General features: G+C 56.7%; 12 protein-coding genes and 2 pseudogenes. 10 read left to right on the top strand and 4 right to left on the bottom strand.

Annotation, left to right across the window (positions count from 1 at the left end):
* Nucleotides 1-57: 57 nt before the first annotated feature.
* Complete coding sequence (locus tag BDD14_RS10910; protein ID WP_130418828.1) at nucleotides 58-999, bottom strand: S1 family serine peptidase; 942 nt, start codon at nucleotides 997-999, stop codon at nucleotides 58-60.
* 647 nt (nucleotides 1,000-1,646) lie between these two features.
* Between BDD14_RS10910 and BDD14_RS10905 the strand changes: the two genes are divergently transcribed.
* From BDD14_RS10905 to BDD14_RS32390, 4 genes and pseudogenes are all read left to right on the top strand, one after another.
* On the top strand, nucleotides 1,647-2,225 hold the full coding sequence (locus tag BDD14_RS10905; protein ID WP_130418827.1) for a DUF417 family protein: 579 nt from the start codon (nucleotides 1,647-1,649) through the stop codon (nucleotides 2,223-2,225).
* A gap of 101 nt (nucleotides 2,226-2,326) precedes the next feature.
* Nucleotides 2,327-3,292: pseudogene (locus BDD14_RS10900) on the top strand (FAD-dependent oxidoreductase); the annotation flags it as partial.
* 27 nt (nucleotides 3,293-3,319) lie between these two features.
* Nucleotides 3,320-3,718, top strand: coding sequence for a hypothetical protein (locus BDD14_RS33015; protein ID WP_341273329.1), 399 nt, complete (start codon nucleotides 3,320-3,322; stop codon nucleotides 3,716-3,718).
* A gap of 99 nt (nucleotides 3,719-3,817) precedes the next feature.
* The gene (locus BDD14_RS32390; protein ID WP_207231716.1) at nucleotides 3,818-4,174 is read left to right on the top strand and encodes a hypothetical protein; all 357 of its coding nucleotides are present in this window, start codon (nucleotides 3,818-3,820) and stop codon (nucleotides 4,172-4,174) included.
* A 121-nt stretch (nucleotides 4,175-4,295) separates the two neighbouring features.
* Here BDD14_RS32390 and BDD14_RS10890 read toward each other — a convergent pair whose 3' ends face one another.
* Both BDD14_RS10890 and BDD14_RS10880 read right to left on the bottom strand, forming a co-directional pair.
* On the bottom strand, nucleotides 4,296-5,246 hold the full coding sequence (locus tag BDD14_RS10890) for an IS481 family transposase (RefSeq protein ID WP_130418820.1): 951 nt from the start codon (nucleotides 5,244-5,246) through the stop codon (nucleotides 4,296-4,298).
* A 1,118-nt stretch (nucleotides 5,247-6,364) separates the two neighbouring features.
* Entirely contained in the window at nucleotides 6,365-6,763 is a 399-nt protein-coding gene (locus BDD14_RS10880; RefSeq protein WP_479724018.1) for a recombinase family protein, read from the bottom strand.
* On the opposite strand from BDD14_RS10880, the pseudogene BDD14_RS10875 reads away from it, so the two are divergent.
* From BDD14_RS10875 to BDD14_RS10865, 3 genes and pseudogenes are all read left to right on the top strand, one after another.
* A pseudogene (locus BDD14_RS10875) lies at nucleotides 6,689-7,475 on the top strand (IS30 family transposase); the annotation flags it as partial. The gene BDD14_RS10880 and the pseudogene BDD14_RS10875 sit on opposite strands and share 75 nt — an antisense overlap.
* Before the next feature lie 350 nt (nucleotides 7,476-7,825).
* Entirely contained in the window at nucleotides 7,826-9,232 is a 1,407-nt protein-coding gene (locus tag BDD14_RS10870) for a 3' terminal RNA ribose 2'-O-methyltransferase Hen1 (protein ID WP_130418824.1), read from the top strand.
* Nucleotides 9,229-11,784: a polynucleotide kinase-phosphatase gene (locus tag BDD14_RS10865; RefSeq protein WP_130418823.1), complete on the top strand. Its 2,556-nt coding sequence runs from the start codon at nucleotides 9,229-9,231 to the stop codon at nucleotides 11,782-11,784. Before BDD14_RS10870 ends, BDD14_RS10865 begins: the two co-directional genes overlap by 4 nt.
* A gap of 391 nt (nucleotides 11,785-12,175) precedes the next feature.
* Here BDD14_RS10865 and BDD14_RS10860 read toward each other — a convergent pair whose 3' ends face one another.
* Nucleotides 12,176-12,607, bottom strand: a complete 432-nt coding sequence (locus BDD14_RS10860; protein WP_130418822.1) for a hypothetical protein — start codon at nucleotides 12,605-12,607, stop codon at nucleotides 12,176-12,178.
* Between the two features lie 121 nt (nucleotides 12,608-12,728).
* Here BDD14_RS10860 and BDD14_RS10855 point away from each other — a divergent pair, with 121 nt between their 5' ends.
* The 3 genes from BDD14_RS10855 to BDD14_RS10845 all read left to right on the top strand — a co-directional run bounded on the left by BDD14_RS10855 (nucleotide 12,729) and on the right by BDD14_RS10845 (nucleotide 16,625).
* The gene (locus BDD14_RS10855) at nucleotides 12,729-13,760 is read left to right on the top strand and encodes an IS110 family RNA-guided transposase (RefSeq protein WP_130417057.1); all 1,032 of its coding nucleotides are present in this window, start codon (nucleotides 12,729-12,731) and stop codon (nucleotides 13,758-13,760) included.
* Between the two features lie 724 nt (nucleotides 13,761-14,484).
* Nucleotides 14,485-14,880 carry a hypothetical protein gene (locus BDD14_RS10850; RefSeq protein WP_130418821.1) on the top strand — a complete coding sequence of 132 codons (396 nt, stop codon included), beginning with the start codon at nucleotides 14,485-14,487 and terminating at the stop codon, nucleotides 14,878-14,880.
* 794 nt (nucleotides 14,881-15,674) lie between these two features.
* Entirely contained in the window at nucleotides 15,675-16,625 is a 951-nt protein-coding gene (locus BDD14_RS10845; RefSeq protein ID WP_130418820.1) for an IS481 family transposase, read from the top strand.
* Nucleotides 16,626-16,637: the final 12 nt, after the last annotated feature.

Here is a 16,637-nt window from a genome sequence, read left to right as displayed (position 1 = left end):
CCGTCGTGGCGCCGGAAGAGACCCTCGTCGAGCAGCAGCGTGCGGCGGCGGTTCACCTCACGTGGCGATATCGACCTGCAGCGCCTCCTGCACATTGTGAATCGGCATGGCGAGGCCGCGACTGCCTAGTCCGGGGCCGAGATCCTCATCCGGCATCGCGAACAGCAGACCGATCACCTGATTGCTCGCGTTCAGCACCACTGATCCCGAGTCACCCTTGCCAGCGAACAAGGTCACAAAGGGAACACCGCCACTGATCTCGAAGTAATCGACGGCTGGCACAGACGACGACGGGATCAACCTGACCACGAAGCCATGCGTCAAGAAGGTCCGTAGGCCGCGCTTCTTCACAACCTCGCCCAGGGCCGGCAGCTGCGTCGACACGCCCTGCACCCGCCCGATGTCCTGGACGCTCATTTCGGCGTCACGCGAACCATTCAGATCGATGACGGCGCAATCAAGGAATAGAGGCGAGAACTCATTTCGCGTGGCGAAGACGGTCCCGACCTGATTTGTATCAGGTGAGGTAAACAGCTGAACCGACTGATACACATTCAGGTCGGACTGCCTTACGACGTGGGCACAGGTCAGCAGCTGCGGCGCGCCGGTCTCGCGACTTCGGACTATCGCTCCCAACGTGCCCACCGAGGGGCGGAAGATGCCATCGGCAAGGGTGTACTCTCTGGAAATCTGAATTCCTCCGCGCAAGGTGTCGTACCGAGTCGTGTCATCGATGAGTGTCGGCCGGGCCCTCACTACATCCGTAACGTAGCCGCCAAACTCTGGGGGTACCAGCTCAGCTTCCGGGACCTCACTCGCAGGCTTTTTCTCCTGAACGTAGACGAACAAGGCGATCTGATCGGTGAACTCTCCGCCAGATTGCTTCAGCCCAACGCCAACCGTGTACGGGCCTGCGGCGGCGGCCGCCAGTCGAGTGCGTAATGCGGCGGCAGTGTCAAAGGCGTCCTGTGGAACGGCTATCGGTTGCTTTGGCAGCATGTCGATCTCCTCCTCCTTCGTTCCACAACAAGGTAAATCGACGTATCGGTAACGTAAATGACTATCGCTCACGACGTCTAAAAGTACCAACTGCCAGAAATGCCATGCCGGCAGGGGCGTGCAGATCGAGCGCGAACGTCGCCTTGTCTCCGGGAGCATCCTCGGAACAGACTATCCAGTCACAAGCGGAATAGCTGGTGTCACGCTGCACTCAATTCTCGGAATCACGCTTGTTTGTTTTCAATCCTTCTCCGGGATTTAGCTGCATTGTCACTGCACTGAAATCCCGGACTCTTGCACTTAAAACCCAAAGCGTTGATGTATCTGTTGAATCTCAGGAATGAGTTTCTCAGTTGGTATTCCGCTGATAGTTGAAATCCCATTTAGTAATGAGATTTGTTTTGACGTTGCAATTCGATTCTGCAGAACAGAAAGAACTTAGCTCGACAACCTGCCACAAAGGAAGAGGAACTGAGTTGGTATTTCGGTTGCTTTCACTCGAACATGATGAAACGAGCCCGTGATCGACATAGGATGGACAAGGTTCGTTCTGCTCACGTTGATGGGCAACCGTGGCGTATTGAAAGAGTGCCTATCGGCAGAGCGCCCATACGCAACCCCATCAACCACAGTCAGGAGAAGTGATTATGAGTCGGTTTGTGTCAGGACAAGCAATTAACGCAGAGAAGCCAAACCTGGTTTATTCTGCTGACCTTTCAGAGAAAGCCAAAAGCAATTTAGCCAAGTTGGCTGCATGGGTGAATGATCGTAATATTGCTTTCCTGATTACCAGTATCGGCATGATCGCTATGCTCCTTTGGGCCGGATCCTACAAGATGACTGCTCCCGGCGCCGAAGGCATAGTTTCCCTGGTTTCTAACAGCCCGCTGATCAGCTGGCACTTCAAAATATTCGGCCCTTATATCGGCTCTGATTTAATCGGTCTTACCGAGATCATTGCTGCTCTGTTGTTTATAGCAGGCTATTTGAGGCCTAAAGCCGGTATCGTAGGTGGGTTCATTGCATCAGCCATGTTCTTTACAACCAGCACTATGGTCATAACTACGCCCGGCGCGATAATTTCCGTCCCTGGGATTCACGGGATGAGGTACATGAGCTTTTTGGGCCTGTTCCTTTTCAAGGATGTCATATCCCTGGGGGTGTCCTTTTACCTGATCAGCTATTTCGGCAAAAAAGCCATCCTTTCCGAAAACAAAAGCCAATAACTAAGGCAGACGAAATCTTGGGAAAGTCCCACGTCCGTTTGGAGTGCCCGGCGTTTTTTATACCAGCTGAGATACGCCAAACCGAAAGGAGAACCGCACATATGGATTTTCAAGCGCAACCCGAAGTTTACGATCTCCTCATCCTTGGTAGTGGCGCAGGTTCGAAACTGCTGGCGTGGACCTTCGCGGGACAAGGACAGCGCGTCGCCGTGGTGGAACGCAAGTATGTCGGCGGAGCCTGCCCCAACATCGCATGTCTACCAAGTAAAAATGTTATTCATACGGCGCAGGTTGTCCAGAATGTTCGCCGCAGCGAAGAGTTCGGAATCAGCATCGATAGCTTTCACGTCAATATGTCTGCCGTGAGAGATCGAAAACGCAGAATGGTCCAGGGGCTCATAGACACGCATCTCGCCCTGTACAAGCAAAGCGGAGCGGAACTGGTCATAGCACAAGGGAAATTTGTGGGACCAAAGATACTTGAGGCAACGCTGCCGGACGGAACAAAACGATTGCTGACTGGCAAGGATGTGGTGATCGGCACAGGGACCCACGCAGTTATTGAGAACATTCCTGGACTCGCGTCAGCACAACCGTCGACTCACGTCGAGGCCCTGGAACTCGAGGTCGTGCCTGAGCACCTGATCGTTCTCGGAGGGGGATACGTCGGGCTGGAGTTAGCACATGCGCCGATTTGGCAGTAAGGTCACCGTCATAGACCGCAATCATAGCGTCATTCATGGCGAAGACGATGACACCACAGAAGGCTGCAGAGCCTCTTCAAGGACGAAGGCATTGAACTGATTCTGAACTCCAGGGTGAAAAACATCTCTGGAGTATCAGGACAGTCGGTGCGTGTCACTCTCGAGCAGTGCGGAGTGGAGAGGTCGCTGGAGGGTACGCACCTCTTGGTCGCAGCTGGACGTGTACCGAACACGAAAGATATTGGGCTGGAACTCACCGGAGTGGAGCTGACAGAGAACGGATATATCAAAGTGAACGAACGCTTAGAGACGACTGCTCCGGGAGTGTGGGCAGTGGGAGAGATCGCAGGCAGCCCGCAATTCACGCACATCAGCGAGGATGACTTCCGCGTGGTCCGCGACAATATACTCGGCGGGAACCGGGTGACTACCGGTAGGCAGGTGCCGTTCTGCCTCTTCACGGATCCTGAATTCGCGCGCGTTGGAATGAGCGAGAAGGATGCGAAGAATAAAGGTATCGCCTATCGTCTCTTCAAGGTCCCAATGGGGGCCGTGCTGCGGGCGCGTAGCCTTATGGAAACGCGCGGATTCGTAAAGTGCCTAGTGGAGCGCGACAGCGATAGTATCCTCGGGTTCGCAGCGCTCGGTGTGGGTGCAGGTGAGATTATGGCATGTGTGCAGATTGCCATGCTCGGTGGGATTCCCTACACCTCGCTTCGCGAGGCAATCCTCGCACATCCTACGATTCCAGAGGGACTCATTTCACTGTTCTCTACTGCTGCGTCTTAACAAGGCGCAGCAAGATCACGCTCTCTTGAATTCCAGCCGCGACGGCATCCATAAACAGAAGATTGTGAATGTTCCTCGAATCTCCAAGCCGAGGAGCTTATGTCAAAACTAATCTCCGTCAATGTCGGTCTTCCGCGCGAAATTGAATGGCGAGGAAAGCGGGTACGTACAGCGATCTGGAAGCACTCCGTACCCCACCGAGTTCTTGCACGCCGATTGAATCTGGATGGCGATGGCCAGGCGGATCTTCAGGGCCATGGTGGCGAACAGCGTGCCGTGATGGTCTATCAGTTCGAGGCCTATGGCTACTGGGAACGCCAACTCGGCTGGACTGGTTTTGAGTACGAACAGTTTCTCCAGACACTGCATCTCACAAGCTGCCTAGTGCGAAAGGAGGGGGTGATACCAGCGATACCGCTTTTGGTGGAAATTGCTTCCCCAGGGAAGAATCTATAGACAATAGGGGAAGCCAGAGACTTCCTGGAAATCGCTTAGGTCAGCGAGTTACGACAGAAGTACCGTGAAGTCAGAAACATGGCGGATTGCGGAGGCTAGTCTTCGAATCCCTCCGCCCCGGCTAGGTGTGGAGTCTCAACAGGTTGTTCCGATCTAGAGCGGATCGGCTGACGGGTGGCGACAGTCCGCGGCTAGCATGAGGGCGATGCCAGTTGTACTGATGCAGCCAGGGGCGAAGCTCCTGGCTGCGTTCGTCTGAGTTCCGATAGGTGCGGGCATAGGCCCATTCTCTGAGAGCGGTCTGGATGAAGCGCTCTGCTTTGCCGTTGGTGCGCGGCGTATAAGGCCGTGTGAAGTGATGCTTCAGGCCAAGCGCACGGCAAGCGTGGGCGAACTGGCGTGATCGATAAGCCGGGCCGTTATCGGTGAGCACCGCGCGGAATCGGATGCCGAAGCGTGCATAGTAGGCCAGCGCCGCCTCAAGGAAATGCAGTACGGAGGCCTGCTTTTCATCTGGATAGATGGCCGAGAAGGCGATCCGCGAGTGGTCGTCGATGGCGACGTGCACATACTCCCAGCCTGCGCCGCCCACCGAGTCGCGGCGATCGCCGGTGACGCGGTGCGAAGGCCGCACGATGCGCCCCAGCTTCTTGATGTCCAGGTGCAGCATGTCGCCAGCACAAGCATGCTCATAGCGAACGACCGCTGGCCGAGGCTCCAGATCGCGCATCTGGTTCAGCTTCAGTCTGCGCAGGATGCGGCTGACCGTCGCCCGGCTCAGCCCCGTCTGTTGCGCAGTGCGCAGGCCTGTCCAGCGCTGTCGCCGCAGCACTTCGACACGTCCAACCAGCTCAATGGAAGTGGGCTGCCGCAGCCTCCGGGGACGAGAGGAGCGGTCCCGCAACCCTTCCAGACCGAACTCACGATACCGGCGCACCCACTTGGCCGCTGTCTTCGCGCTCACGTGGAAGCAGGCCGCGGCCTGCTTCCACGTGCATCTCTGCTCCACAACCCGCTTCGCCAACTGCTCTCGACTGTGCACCGTCAGTCGGGCATTCTGGTGGTAGTCCATCTGGTCTCCTGGGTCGCCAAGTCTTCACAAACTCAGCTTCCCAGTTCTCGATCAGATGCACAACCTATTGAAACCTCACAACTAGAGCTCTCTCAGACGCCGTTCGATCTCCGGCTCCGAGAGAGACGATAGGTCCATATCTTCAACTCGGATGGTTCGGTCACCGATCGTCGGATTGTGAGTGTTCAAGAAATCCCGCAGCAGAAAACATGCCGGTTTAGCCCGGCGCTCTCCGGTTTGCCGGTCAACCGGACCCTTGCCGATTTCAGATTGTTGGTTGGCTCGCACCGTGCTTGCCTGAGGGTCGTTTAGCATGAGAGCCAGCCCGTACCGAGGGACGTCTTCATGAAAACCAAATCCGAAAGTCTGTTGGAAGGGTTTCTTGCAGCCAACAATCTACCATTCGAAAAGATTGACGAGGACACATGCCTAGGCCGGATTACGGCGTCTCTGTTGGTGGCAGTGAGATCATCTTCGAGTTAAAGGAACTGGCGGAGGACCGGAAATTTCGGCGTGGTCAAAGACCCCGCCTACCTGCACATCAACAGCAGTTCGCGCACCTTAGGCGACCATATCCGGCGGAGAATCGAAAGCTCAAAGAAGCAGATCCAATTCGGGGCCAAACAAGGAGTTCCCTCGATTCTTTTGATCTACGACAACATCGATCCGGTCTTTCAGGACTTCGGCACCGAACCTATGGATTTCACCGCCGCCATGTATGGCGCATACACGATCCTCATAAACAGAGAAAACAGAACGGCATCGGATTGGTTCAACAGGAAAGATCAAATGCTTCAAGAGAGCAAGAATACGTCGTCAGCGCGGTCGGCCATTTGTGTGAACGTGGTGGAAAAACGACGGTCACGCTTTACGAGAACGTCTTCGCCAAGGTGAAAGTTCCCTACGGCCAGTTGCCCACGTGCTTTGACGCGCGACGCATCGCCGTCTCCACGGCCCCCCTGATCGTGCCTTAAACGTGTCGCGGCATGGGCGCAGCGCACCTACCGAAAGAGAGCGAACGCCGCAATGCCAAGGGCGACTGCATCTTCAAGCAGAGCAGCTGGCAGATGGGGTCCGAGTAGCAATTAGACGGAAAACCGGGGTAAAGCCGCGGGAGGTCAGTGTTTCTTTCCGTGCCGATGCCGTGCCCGCCCTCCTTCGACGACTTTAAGGCCGTCCTTGCGTAGCGTGCCGTCCGGCGCGACATGCCGGTAGCGCGTTTGCCGAGTAATAGCCAGTTCTCTGCACAAATCGGTCACCTTCGTTTCCTTTTGTCCCATGGCCGACATGGCCAACCGTACTTTCGCCGCCGTCATCTTGAAGGGCGCACCGCCTTTGCGACCGCGGGCCCGGGCCGATGCCAGGCCGGCTTTGGCTCGCTCTGAGATCTGGTCGCGTTCGAATTCCGCAAGCGAAGCGAAGATTCCGAACACCAGCTTGCGTGCCTTCTTGCGACCCGCAGGAAGCTGCGGACGATCGTTGCCAGTAAACTGATCCTGGACTGGTCGCCGGAACAGATTTCGGGATGGTTGAAGATACGGTATCCCAAGAACGAGAGCATGCGCGTGTCCCACGAAACCATTTACCGCAGCTTATTCATCCAGGCACGAGGAGTGTTGAAGAAAGAAAGAGCTGATTCAGCACCTGCGGTCCAAGCGGTGTATCCGCTGCTCACGGCACTCTCGGGCTGGCGGACAGTCCCGAGGTCAGATCGTCGATGCCATCTCCATTCGGGAAAGACCTGCAGAAATTGAAGACCGCGCCATTCCCGGTCATTGGGAGGGCGATCTGCTCGGCGGCACCAGGAACAGTCACATCGCAACACTGGTGGAACGACATTCGCGTTTTACCATCCTGGTCAAAGTGCCCAGCAAAGACACAGCGACGGTCGTCGCCGCGCTGAGCCGGCAGGTTCGTAAGCTCCCCGTGTCCCTGCGGCGCTCGTTGACGTGGGACCGAGGGCTGGAGATGGCCAAACACAAGAGCTTCACGGTGGCCACGAATGTGAAAGTCTACTTCTGTGATCCGCAGAGCCCTTGGCAGCGCGGCACCAACGAAAACACGAACGGGCTGCTGCGACAGTACCTCCCTAAAAAAACCGCCTTGTCCGGCTATTCTCAATCCGATCTCGACAAAGTAGCGCTGCGCTTAAATCAACGCCCGCGAAAAACCTTGGGCTTTGAAACTCCTGCGAGTAAACTCCAAGCCGGTGTTGCATCGACCGGTTGAGACCGCCACGTAAAACGGGGTTGTCGGCAAGTACGCCGACTGGCTTCCTTACCCGGCAGAGTGCGGAGCTTGATGTCCGCGATCCTGACTCCGCAAGGGTTGCGGATACGCTTTGGACAGACGATCACGCCGACGCCGTGAAGAGGCTGCTAGGGGCCAAGGAGAGGCATCCAGCGAATGGCCACAATGGATACGGTCCCGGTTCCTTCTTGGTCGCACGAAGAAGTGAAGGATGGGTCACCTATCACCCCCCACGAACGTCGGCACCACGCGGTAGTGCTTGCCCTCGTCACGGTCCGGTGAGACCGAAGGGCATTCTCCATTTGGTCCAGGACTTATACTCATCCTGAATGCTCTTGACCATTTCGACGACTCAACAGCCTGCTACAGACCTCGGCTACCTCCTTCATAAGAATCCGGCCCGCCTCCAGACGGAAGAGCTCTCCTTCGGTACCGGTTATGTGTTTTATCCAGAAGCCTCTGCGGAGCGCTGCATGGCAGCCCTCCTGATCGAGATTGACCCGGTGGCTCTGGTGCGAGGCCGTGGTCCGGCCGGTGAAGGCGGCCAGCTTGAGCAATATGTCAACGATCGGCCCTACGCCGCGAACTCCTTTCTGAGCGTGGCTATGGGCCGGATGTTCGCGACTGCAATGAGCGGGCGCAGCAAAGAGCGTCAGGAACTCGCGGACACGGCTATTCCTCTGACCGCTCATCTGCCAGTCATCGCAGTCCGAGGCGGCGAAGACATTGTCAGGCGGCTCTTCGAGCCCCTGGGTTACACGATCGAATTGCAGGGATCACGTCTGGATGAGAAATTCCCGGAGTGGGGCGAGTCCCCTTATGTGGCGCTCACACTTTCCGCGACGATGCGCCTTCAGGATTTGCTGACGTATCTCTATGTACTGATCCCGGTCCTCGACAATGAGAAGCACTACTGGGTGGCTCAGGATGAAATCGAGAAACTCCTGACGCGAGGCGAAGGCTGGCTACCCCGGCATCCGGAGAAGGACCTGATCGTCTCCCGATATCTCAAACGCCAACGGAATCTCACGAGGGAGGCGCTGAGCCGTCTGTTAGTAGACGACACTCCGAGCGATGAGACTGAGGACGCACCGGCCGAGTCAGGGGCTGCGGAATCTACACTTTCACTGCATGCCCAACGCCTCCAGACGGTCTTATCCGTCATCAAGGGGACCGGGGCGAAGCGGGTGCTCGACCTCGGCTGTGGCGAGGGCAAGCTGCTCCGGCTTCTCCTCGCCGAGAAGCAGTTCGAATCCATTCTGGGAATGGATGTCTCATGGCGATCTCTTGAGACCGCTAAGGAACGCCTGCGGCTTGGCGAGCTACCAGAGCGTCAGCGCGGTCGGATCGAGCTGATTCAGGGGTCTCTGACCTATCGGGATCAACGTCTCAATGGCTTTGAAGCCGCCGCCATCGTCGAGGTCATCGAACACCTCGATGCGGCGCGACTCGCCACCTTCGAGCGCATCGTCTTCGGATTCGCACGACCGAAGCATGTGGTGTTGACCACTCCGAACGCGGAATACAACGCGGTCTTTGAGACGCTCCCGGCGGGGGAGTTCCGGCACGGCGATCACCGCTTCGAATGGAAGCGATCCGAGTTCGAATGCTGGTCGAACGGAGTTGCCGAGCGCTTTGGCTACGAGGTTCGTTTCGAGCCGGTGGGACCACTGGACGCGGAACGAGGCGCTCCAACACAAATGGCGGTCTTCGCTCAGAAGGAGATCGCGGCATGAAGATCAGTGTGCCTGAGCTCTCGCTCGTCCTCCTCGTGGGACCGTCCGGTTGCGGCAAATCTTCGTTCGCACGAAAGCACTTCCTGCCGACAGAGGTCGTCTCCTCAGACTTCTGCCGAGCCCTCGTCTCGGACAATGAGAACGATCAGTCCGCCACCGGCGACGCATTCGACCTTTTGCACGAGATCATTCGGAAGCGGCTCGCCCGGGGACGGCTGACGGTGGTCGATGCCACCAATGTCCAGCCGGAGGCTCGCAAATCGCTCATTGCCCTAGCTAAGGAGTACCACCTCTTCGCCGAGGCCATCGTCTTTGACCTGCCGGAGCGGCTCTGCCAGGATCGCAACACTCTTCGCCCGGATCGCCAGTTTGGGCCGCATGTCATCCGCAACCAGTCCCAGCAACTCCGGCGTTCGCTGCGCGGTCTGGAACGCGAGGGGATACGCCACGTCTTCAAACTCTCAAGTGCTGAAGAGGTTGATTCCGTCACGATCGAACGGCAACCGCTATGGAATAACAAGAAGACGGAGCACGGGCCTTTCGACATTGTCGGCGACGTGCATGGCTGCTTCGATGAGCTTGTCGAACTTATGGGACGGCTTAGCTACACGGTCGATCAGCAAGATGATGCGTACTCGGTCTCTTCACCTGATGGGCGCAAGCTCGTCTTCGTCGGCGACTTGGTCGATCGTGGTCCTGGCACCATCAAGGTCCTTCGTCTCGTCTCAAGCCTCGTTCATTCGGGACAGGCCTTCTGCGTTCCCGGCAATCACGACATGAAACTTGTGAGAGCGTTACGTGGCCGAGATGTGAAACGGACTTACGGCCTGGCTGAAACGATGGAACAGCTCGGCCAGGAGTCAGAAGCTTTCCGCGTGGAAGTGGCCAAGTTTCTGGACGGCCTGGTCAGCCACCTAGTCTTTGACGATGGGAAGCTGGTCGTCGCTCATGCTGGTCTGAAGGAGGCGATGCACGGCCGTGGCTCTGGGGCCGTCCGCGAGTTCGCCCTCTTCGGCGAGACCACCGGCGAGACGGATGAGTTCAGATTGCCTGTTCGCTACAACTGGGCTGCTGACTATCGCGGCAAAGCTCTCGTGGTTTACGGACACACACCGGTGCCCGAGCCCCTCTTCCTCAATAACACCGTCAATATCGATACCGGCTGCGTCTTCGGTGGCGAGCTCACAGCATTGCGTTATCCGGAACGCGAGATTGTTTCAGTCAAAGCGCACCAGACCTACTACGAGCCCGCCAGACCCTTCCTTCCCGAAGCATCCGAGACTCCACGTCTGCTTCAGCACGCACAGGACGACGTGCTCGATCTGGCCGATGTTGTTGGCAAGCGCCTCATCGACACTAGGCTGAAGCCGAAGATCACGATCCGGGAGGAGAATGCGATCGCGGCTCTCGAAGTGATGAGTCGCTTTGCGAGCGATCCCAAGTGGCTCATCTACCTTCCACCCACGATGTCGCCCACAGAGACAAGCAAACACGAAGACTTGCTGGAGCACCCGGACGAGGCCTTCGCTTTCTACCGAAAGGAAGGCATCTCGACTGTCGTCTGCGAGCAGAAGCACATGGGTTCGCGTGCTGTGGTCGTGCTGTGCAAAGACGAGAGCGTATCGCAGAAACGCTTCGGGGTAGTGCAGGCTTCTATGGGAACGGTGTATACCCGCACCGGCCGTCGCTTCTTTACGAATGACGAGTTGGAGCGCCAGTTCCTCATCCGTCTTCTGGGAGCCGTCAATGAGTCGGGTCTGTGGGATGAACTGGGAACCGACTGGCTCTGCCTCGATTGCGAGCTAATGCCCTGGTCGGCAAAGGCACAGGAACTCCTCCAGAAGCAGTATGCGCCCGTGGGCAACGCTGGCCTCCATGCCCTCAAGGCAGAGAGCGACATAATCGCGCAGGCAATGCTGCGTGTCCCCGGCTTGGAAGCTCTGTCGACCCAGACTACTGCGCGGCTGGATGCGGTTGACCATTACACCCGCGCCTACCGGCAGTATTGCTGGCCGGTGAACTCCCTCGGCGATCTCAAACTGGCTCCATTCCATATCCTCGCGAGCGAAGGGGCGGTCCATACGGACAAAACCCACACCTGGCACATGGAGATGATCGGAAGGCTCTGTGGGGCGGATACAGAACTCCTGCTTGCTACGCCGTTTCACGTCGTCAATCTTGAGGACGAGCGGAGCTCCGCCAATGCAGTCGCTTGGTGGATGGAGATGACCTCGCGAGGGGGTGAGGGTATGGTGGTCAAGCCGCTCAACTTTATCGCGGAAGGCCGCCGAGGAGTCACGCAGCCCGCAATCAAATGCAGGGGTTCTGAGTACCTCCGCATCATCTATGGACCCGAGTACCTGCTGCCCGAAAACCTTGAACGGTTACGGCCGAGGAACGTTGGTGCGAAACGCTCTCTCGCCAGCCGTGAGTTCGCGTTGGGGATCGAGGCGTTGGAACGCTTTGTCCGCAGGGAACCATTACGGCTTACTCACGAATGTGTCTTCGGTGTCTTGGCGTTGGAAAGCGAGCCCGTCGATCCCCGGCTTTAGGGGATGCACACAGTATTTGCGACTCGCCTCCTGATGAAGGCCAAGGAGGGGCATCTCTGCAATGGTGCAAATCCGGCTCACTCGGCACTACCGGGAAGCTACCTAGACTGTGACCTGAAGTCTGCGGTCAATGGCGCACAGATGCAGGAATCTCCGCGTCGTTACGGCATTTGAGCATTGTGAACGGCTATAGGACGGGGAGATTGAGCTGCGCAGAATAGAGCTGTCTTCCGGGTGGGAAGCCGCGTAAACAGCGGCGATTCAAGTGGACACGACGTCAAACACGCCAAAACACAGGTGAAATGGCGGAAACACGTATTTACGTGATGTCTGATGGGGGTGTCACCGGGTATGAAGGACACGAAATTGCTGAAAACCAGACTTAGAGGCATTAGGATGCGCCGGTGATCATTGAAGCGGAACCACGATGGTCTATTTCAACCTGCCGAAGCTCCACTAGGAACTGATCGAGGGACGCTGGGTCAAAGTCCACGTGGACTATTGCGCTCTCTGCCACATCCATGTCGCCGTAGTCACCCTCTATCGTTGCCCGAAACGTCGCATGCCCAGCCATATCCTTGCAATAGAACTTCAGATGAACTGATCCGCCAGCAAACTGCTTTCCGGCTGCGCCGAAGGTTACCTCTCGCCTGTCGCGGCCGTTCTTCGGAAAACCTTCAAGCGCGGCGGCAGCTTCAAGCAAGCCATCAGTGCCGACATATACGTCTGCCGTACCTCGAAATTCAGCATTTTCGGCGGCGACTCGAACTTCGATGACATCAGCATCATGGTAAAGATAGGTGACTTTCAGATCCGGGATCATTGCGACAGATTATCTCCTCCACTCCAAATATCCTGAAAACGGGGTTACTGAGATGGTCCGCCGCTTGAACTCCACTAGGGCGTGGAGGATCTTGTAGGCAGGTTCAAGGAGGATCATCGACATGCAGATTCGTTCAGTAGGGATTGATCTCGGCAAGACGACCTTTCACCTGGTAGCCCTTGATGATAACGGCAAGGTGCTCCTGAAGAAGAAGTTTACGCAGAAGCAGCTGATCGTATTCACAGCGAACATGCAGAGCTCGTTGATCGGGATGGAGGCGTGCGCAGGAGCACACTTCCTGGGCCGTGCTTTGCGAGCCCAAGGGCACGACGTCAAGCTTATCCCCGCTCAGTTTGTGAAGCCCTTCGTGAAGTCGAACAAGAACGATTTCATTGACGCAGAAGCGATCGCCGAAGCCGTGGGTCGTCAGAACATGCGGTTTGTTTCTATCAAGACCGATGATCAGCTGGATCTGCAGGCGTTGCATCGCGTCCGGGAACGAGTGATGCAGCGGAGAACCGCTGTGATCAACCAGATTCGCGCATTCCTTCTGGAGCGAGGCATGGTGTTTGCTAAGAGTCCGATTCGCCTCAGAGAAGCGATACCAAGCGTGCTCGAGAACGTGGAGGAGAACCTGACTCCAAGGATGCGCAACCTGATAGCGATGATGTGGAGCGAGTGGAAGGAGCTGGAACTTCAGCTTGAAGAGATGAACGCGGAAGTCGAGCGGATTGCCTCCAGCGATGCCGCATGCCAGAGACTGCGACAGATTCCGGGCATCGGACCTCTGGTGGCAACCGCGATCGTAGCTTCGATCGGCAACGGTTCGGCCTTCCGGAAGGGACGAGAGTTCGCCGCCTGGATGGGACTGGTACCCAGACAGCATTCAACAGGAGGCAAGGCACGGCTCTATGGCATCAGTAAGCGGGGCAACCGTTATCTACGGATGATTCTGGTTCACGGAGCCCGTGCCGTTGTCCTGCGATCCAAGCGAGATCGTATCGCAATGGGTGCATGGCTAACTTCACTCGAGGGCAGAGCCCCGCGCAACGTGTTGATCGTCGCCATGGCCAACAAGCTGGCTCGCATCGCATGGGCTGTGCTCTCGACTGGTCAGGACTACCGGGTCGTGCCCGCCGAAACTACTGCCTAGCCTAGGCCGGCGAAACATAACCGGTTCCAAGCCATCTCACCAAGGTCTGCACGGACGAGTGAAGATGAAAGAACAGTCATAACGGCGTCTCTGAAACCTGTTTGCTCAAAAGGCCCTCGCGGCCGAGGGGTTTCAAAGGACAGACACGCGGCGTATCTCATCATGTGCCAGGAGATCTTATTCTCCACAAACAGGCCGGATACATTAACGCAGACTCTCTTCATCCAACCACTTTTCTCTTGCAGTCAGACGGCGGACCATACATGAGCAACTTCGAATCTTCTCCCACGCCGCCGGCGTGGATGAGATTTGAATACGCTTACTTTCCCACGTAAAAAACACCATAAGCTGGCTATTTGGCCAAGATATGGTGTTTCTTACAGGCCAGCAGCTTATGGTGTTTTTTTTCACGAGCGATTCTACAACTTTTGGTAGGAAGCATAACCTTGCGCAAACGCAAAGTTATGCTTCATTCGACAACATCTGTTTTCTAAACGATAATTTTGCGCGATAAAGCATATTCCTGCGGGTCTAAGTGACGCGTATTGTGTGCGCAGGCAGCTACGGAAAACAGGAGATTTAATGATAACTTTGCGCTTTCAGAGTGAGTAAAGGAATTCATTGCGCTAACAGCCAGCGCAGATGCGGACGGAGCACAACGAACCGCGATAAACTCTCCGAGATCTATTTAGGTAAGCGACGGAGGACCTAAATGAGTAATCGCATGAGTGTTTTATCTCGTCGGCTTGGGCGCTTGGCGATCTGCTTCTCAGTCGTAACTTTTTGCTTCCTGGTAATCGGGTTGTATGCCCACGCCAACAATAAAGGTCAGGCAATGTTCTTCGTAGCTGTTCTTGCTTCGGAGTGCTTCTTCGCCACCTTTTTCTTATGGCTGGCGCACGGATTCGCGTGGGCGATGATCCCAGAGAACCCTGCAGGGGCGAAGAATTCTGCGGAGTTGATGGCACCGGAAGAGTCTGCAGAGGTGATGACACCGGAGGCATTGAGGCCCGCGGAGGCATTTAAGCGTACAGAGGTGATGAAACCTGCGGAGGAGAAGGCGATCACGCCACAGGATTCTCCCGCGAAGTACACCATTACTGGAAGGCGCATCCTCTGATCTCAGAGAGATTGCCGCGCTGACAATCCAGGTACTCCCCTGAGCATTAGCCGAGACATAGACCGTCATCGCATCACCACCAACCTACAACTTTTGGTAGGAACCATAACTTTGCGCATGCGCAAAGTTGTGGTTTATTCGACACACCGTGACAGAAACATCATAAAGCGGCCAAAACACCAGTTTGACGCAATATGCTGGCCAAGACTTCGGCGGGCACCCGCATCGCCCTCGAACTTTCCGGAAACAGGACTCCTCAGGCAGTTCGGTTTCACCTTTCCGACAAGCCGGTTTTACGGCCAGTTGGAGTTCCCAACAGACTTCTGCCTTGCGGCGGCAGTAAGCTCCGCTCAACTGAAAGATCTCGATTCAATGGCGCGAGGGCCCTGCTCGGACCACTCTCAGTCATGCTTCGCCCATCCGTGTCCGAGAAGCGTGGCCAGAGACGGGATCGGTCTCCCGCGTCGCTAATGGAATCTGTAGCTTACAGATTCTAAGAGGTGCAGGAAGCGCTAAAAGTGCCAGAATGCCAAAACGTTCTTGCAAATCTCTTGCAAACTTTATCTTTGATTCACGCAATGGGGAACCAAGAGGTAGCGAAGCAGGGAATGGATAGAGCCGTTTCGCGATGTGTTTCGACTGAAGCCATATCGTTGGTGGCACCTGCCGCGCGCCCCTCGAAATGATCGGCGAAAGCTCATTTAGAAGACTAGTTGTGAGGTTTCAATAGGTTGTGCATCTGATCGAGAACTGGGAAGCTGAGTTTGTGAAGACTTGGCGACCCAGGAGACCAGATGGACTACCACCAGAATGCCCGACTGACGGTGCACAGTCGAGAGCAGTTGGCGAAGCGGGTTGTGGAGCAGAGATGCACGTGGAAGCAGGCCGCGGCCTGCTTCCACGTGAGCGCGAAGACAGCGGCCAAGTGGGTGCGCCGGTATCGTGAGTTCGGTCTGGAAGGGTTGCGGGACCGCTCCTCTCGTCCCCGGAGGCTGCGGCAGCCCACTTCCATTGAGCTGGTTGGACGTGTCGAAGTGCTGCGGCGACAGCGCTGGACAGGCCTGCGCACTGCGCAACAGACGGGGCTGAGCCGGGCGACGGTCAGCCGCATCCTGCGCAGACTGAAGCTGAACCAGATGCGCGATCTGGAGCCTCGGCCAGCGGTCGTTCGCTATGAGCATGCTTGTGCTGGCGACATGCTGCACCTGGACATCAAGAAGCTGGGGCGCATCGTGCGGCCTTCGCACCGCGTCACCGGCGATCGCCGCGACTCGGTGGGCGGCGCAGGCTGGGAGTATGTGCACGTCGCCATCGACGACCACTCGCGGATCGCCTTCTCGGCCATCTATCCAGATGAAAAGCAGGCCTCCGTACTGCATTTCCTTGAGGCGGCGCTGGCCTACTATGCACGCTTCGGCATCCGATTCCGCGCGGTGCTCACCGATAACGGCCCGGCTTATCGATCACGCCAGTTCGCCCACGCTTGCCGTGCGCTTGGCCTGAAGCATCACTTCACACGGCCTTATACGCCGCGCACCAACGGCAAAGCAGAGCGCTTCATCCAGACCGCTCTCAGAGAATGGGCCTATGCCCGCACCTATCGGAACTCAGACGAACGCAGCCAGGAGCTTCGCCCCTGGCTGCATCAGTACAACTGGCATCGCCCTCATGCTAGCCGCGGACTGTCGCCACCCGTCAGCCGATCCGCTCTAGATCGGAACAACCTGTTGAGACTCCACACCTAGCCATCATCAATC

The organism is Edaphobacter modestus (assembly GCF_004217555.1).
Taxonomy (GTDB): Bacteria; Acidobacteriota; Terriglobia; order Terriglobales; family Acidobacteriaceae; genus Edaphobacter; species Edaphobacter modestus.
Note: the sequence above shows the minus strand (reverse complement) of the source record. Positions and strands in the feature narration are given on the sequence as shown.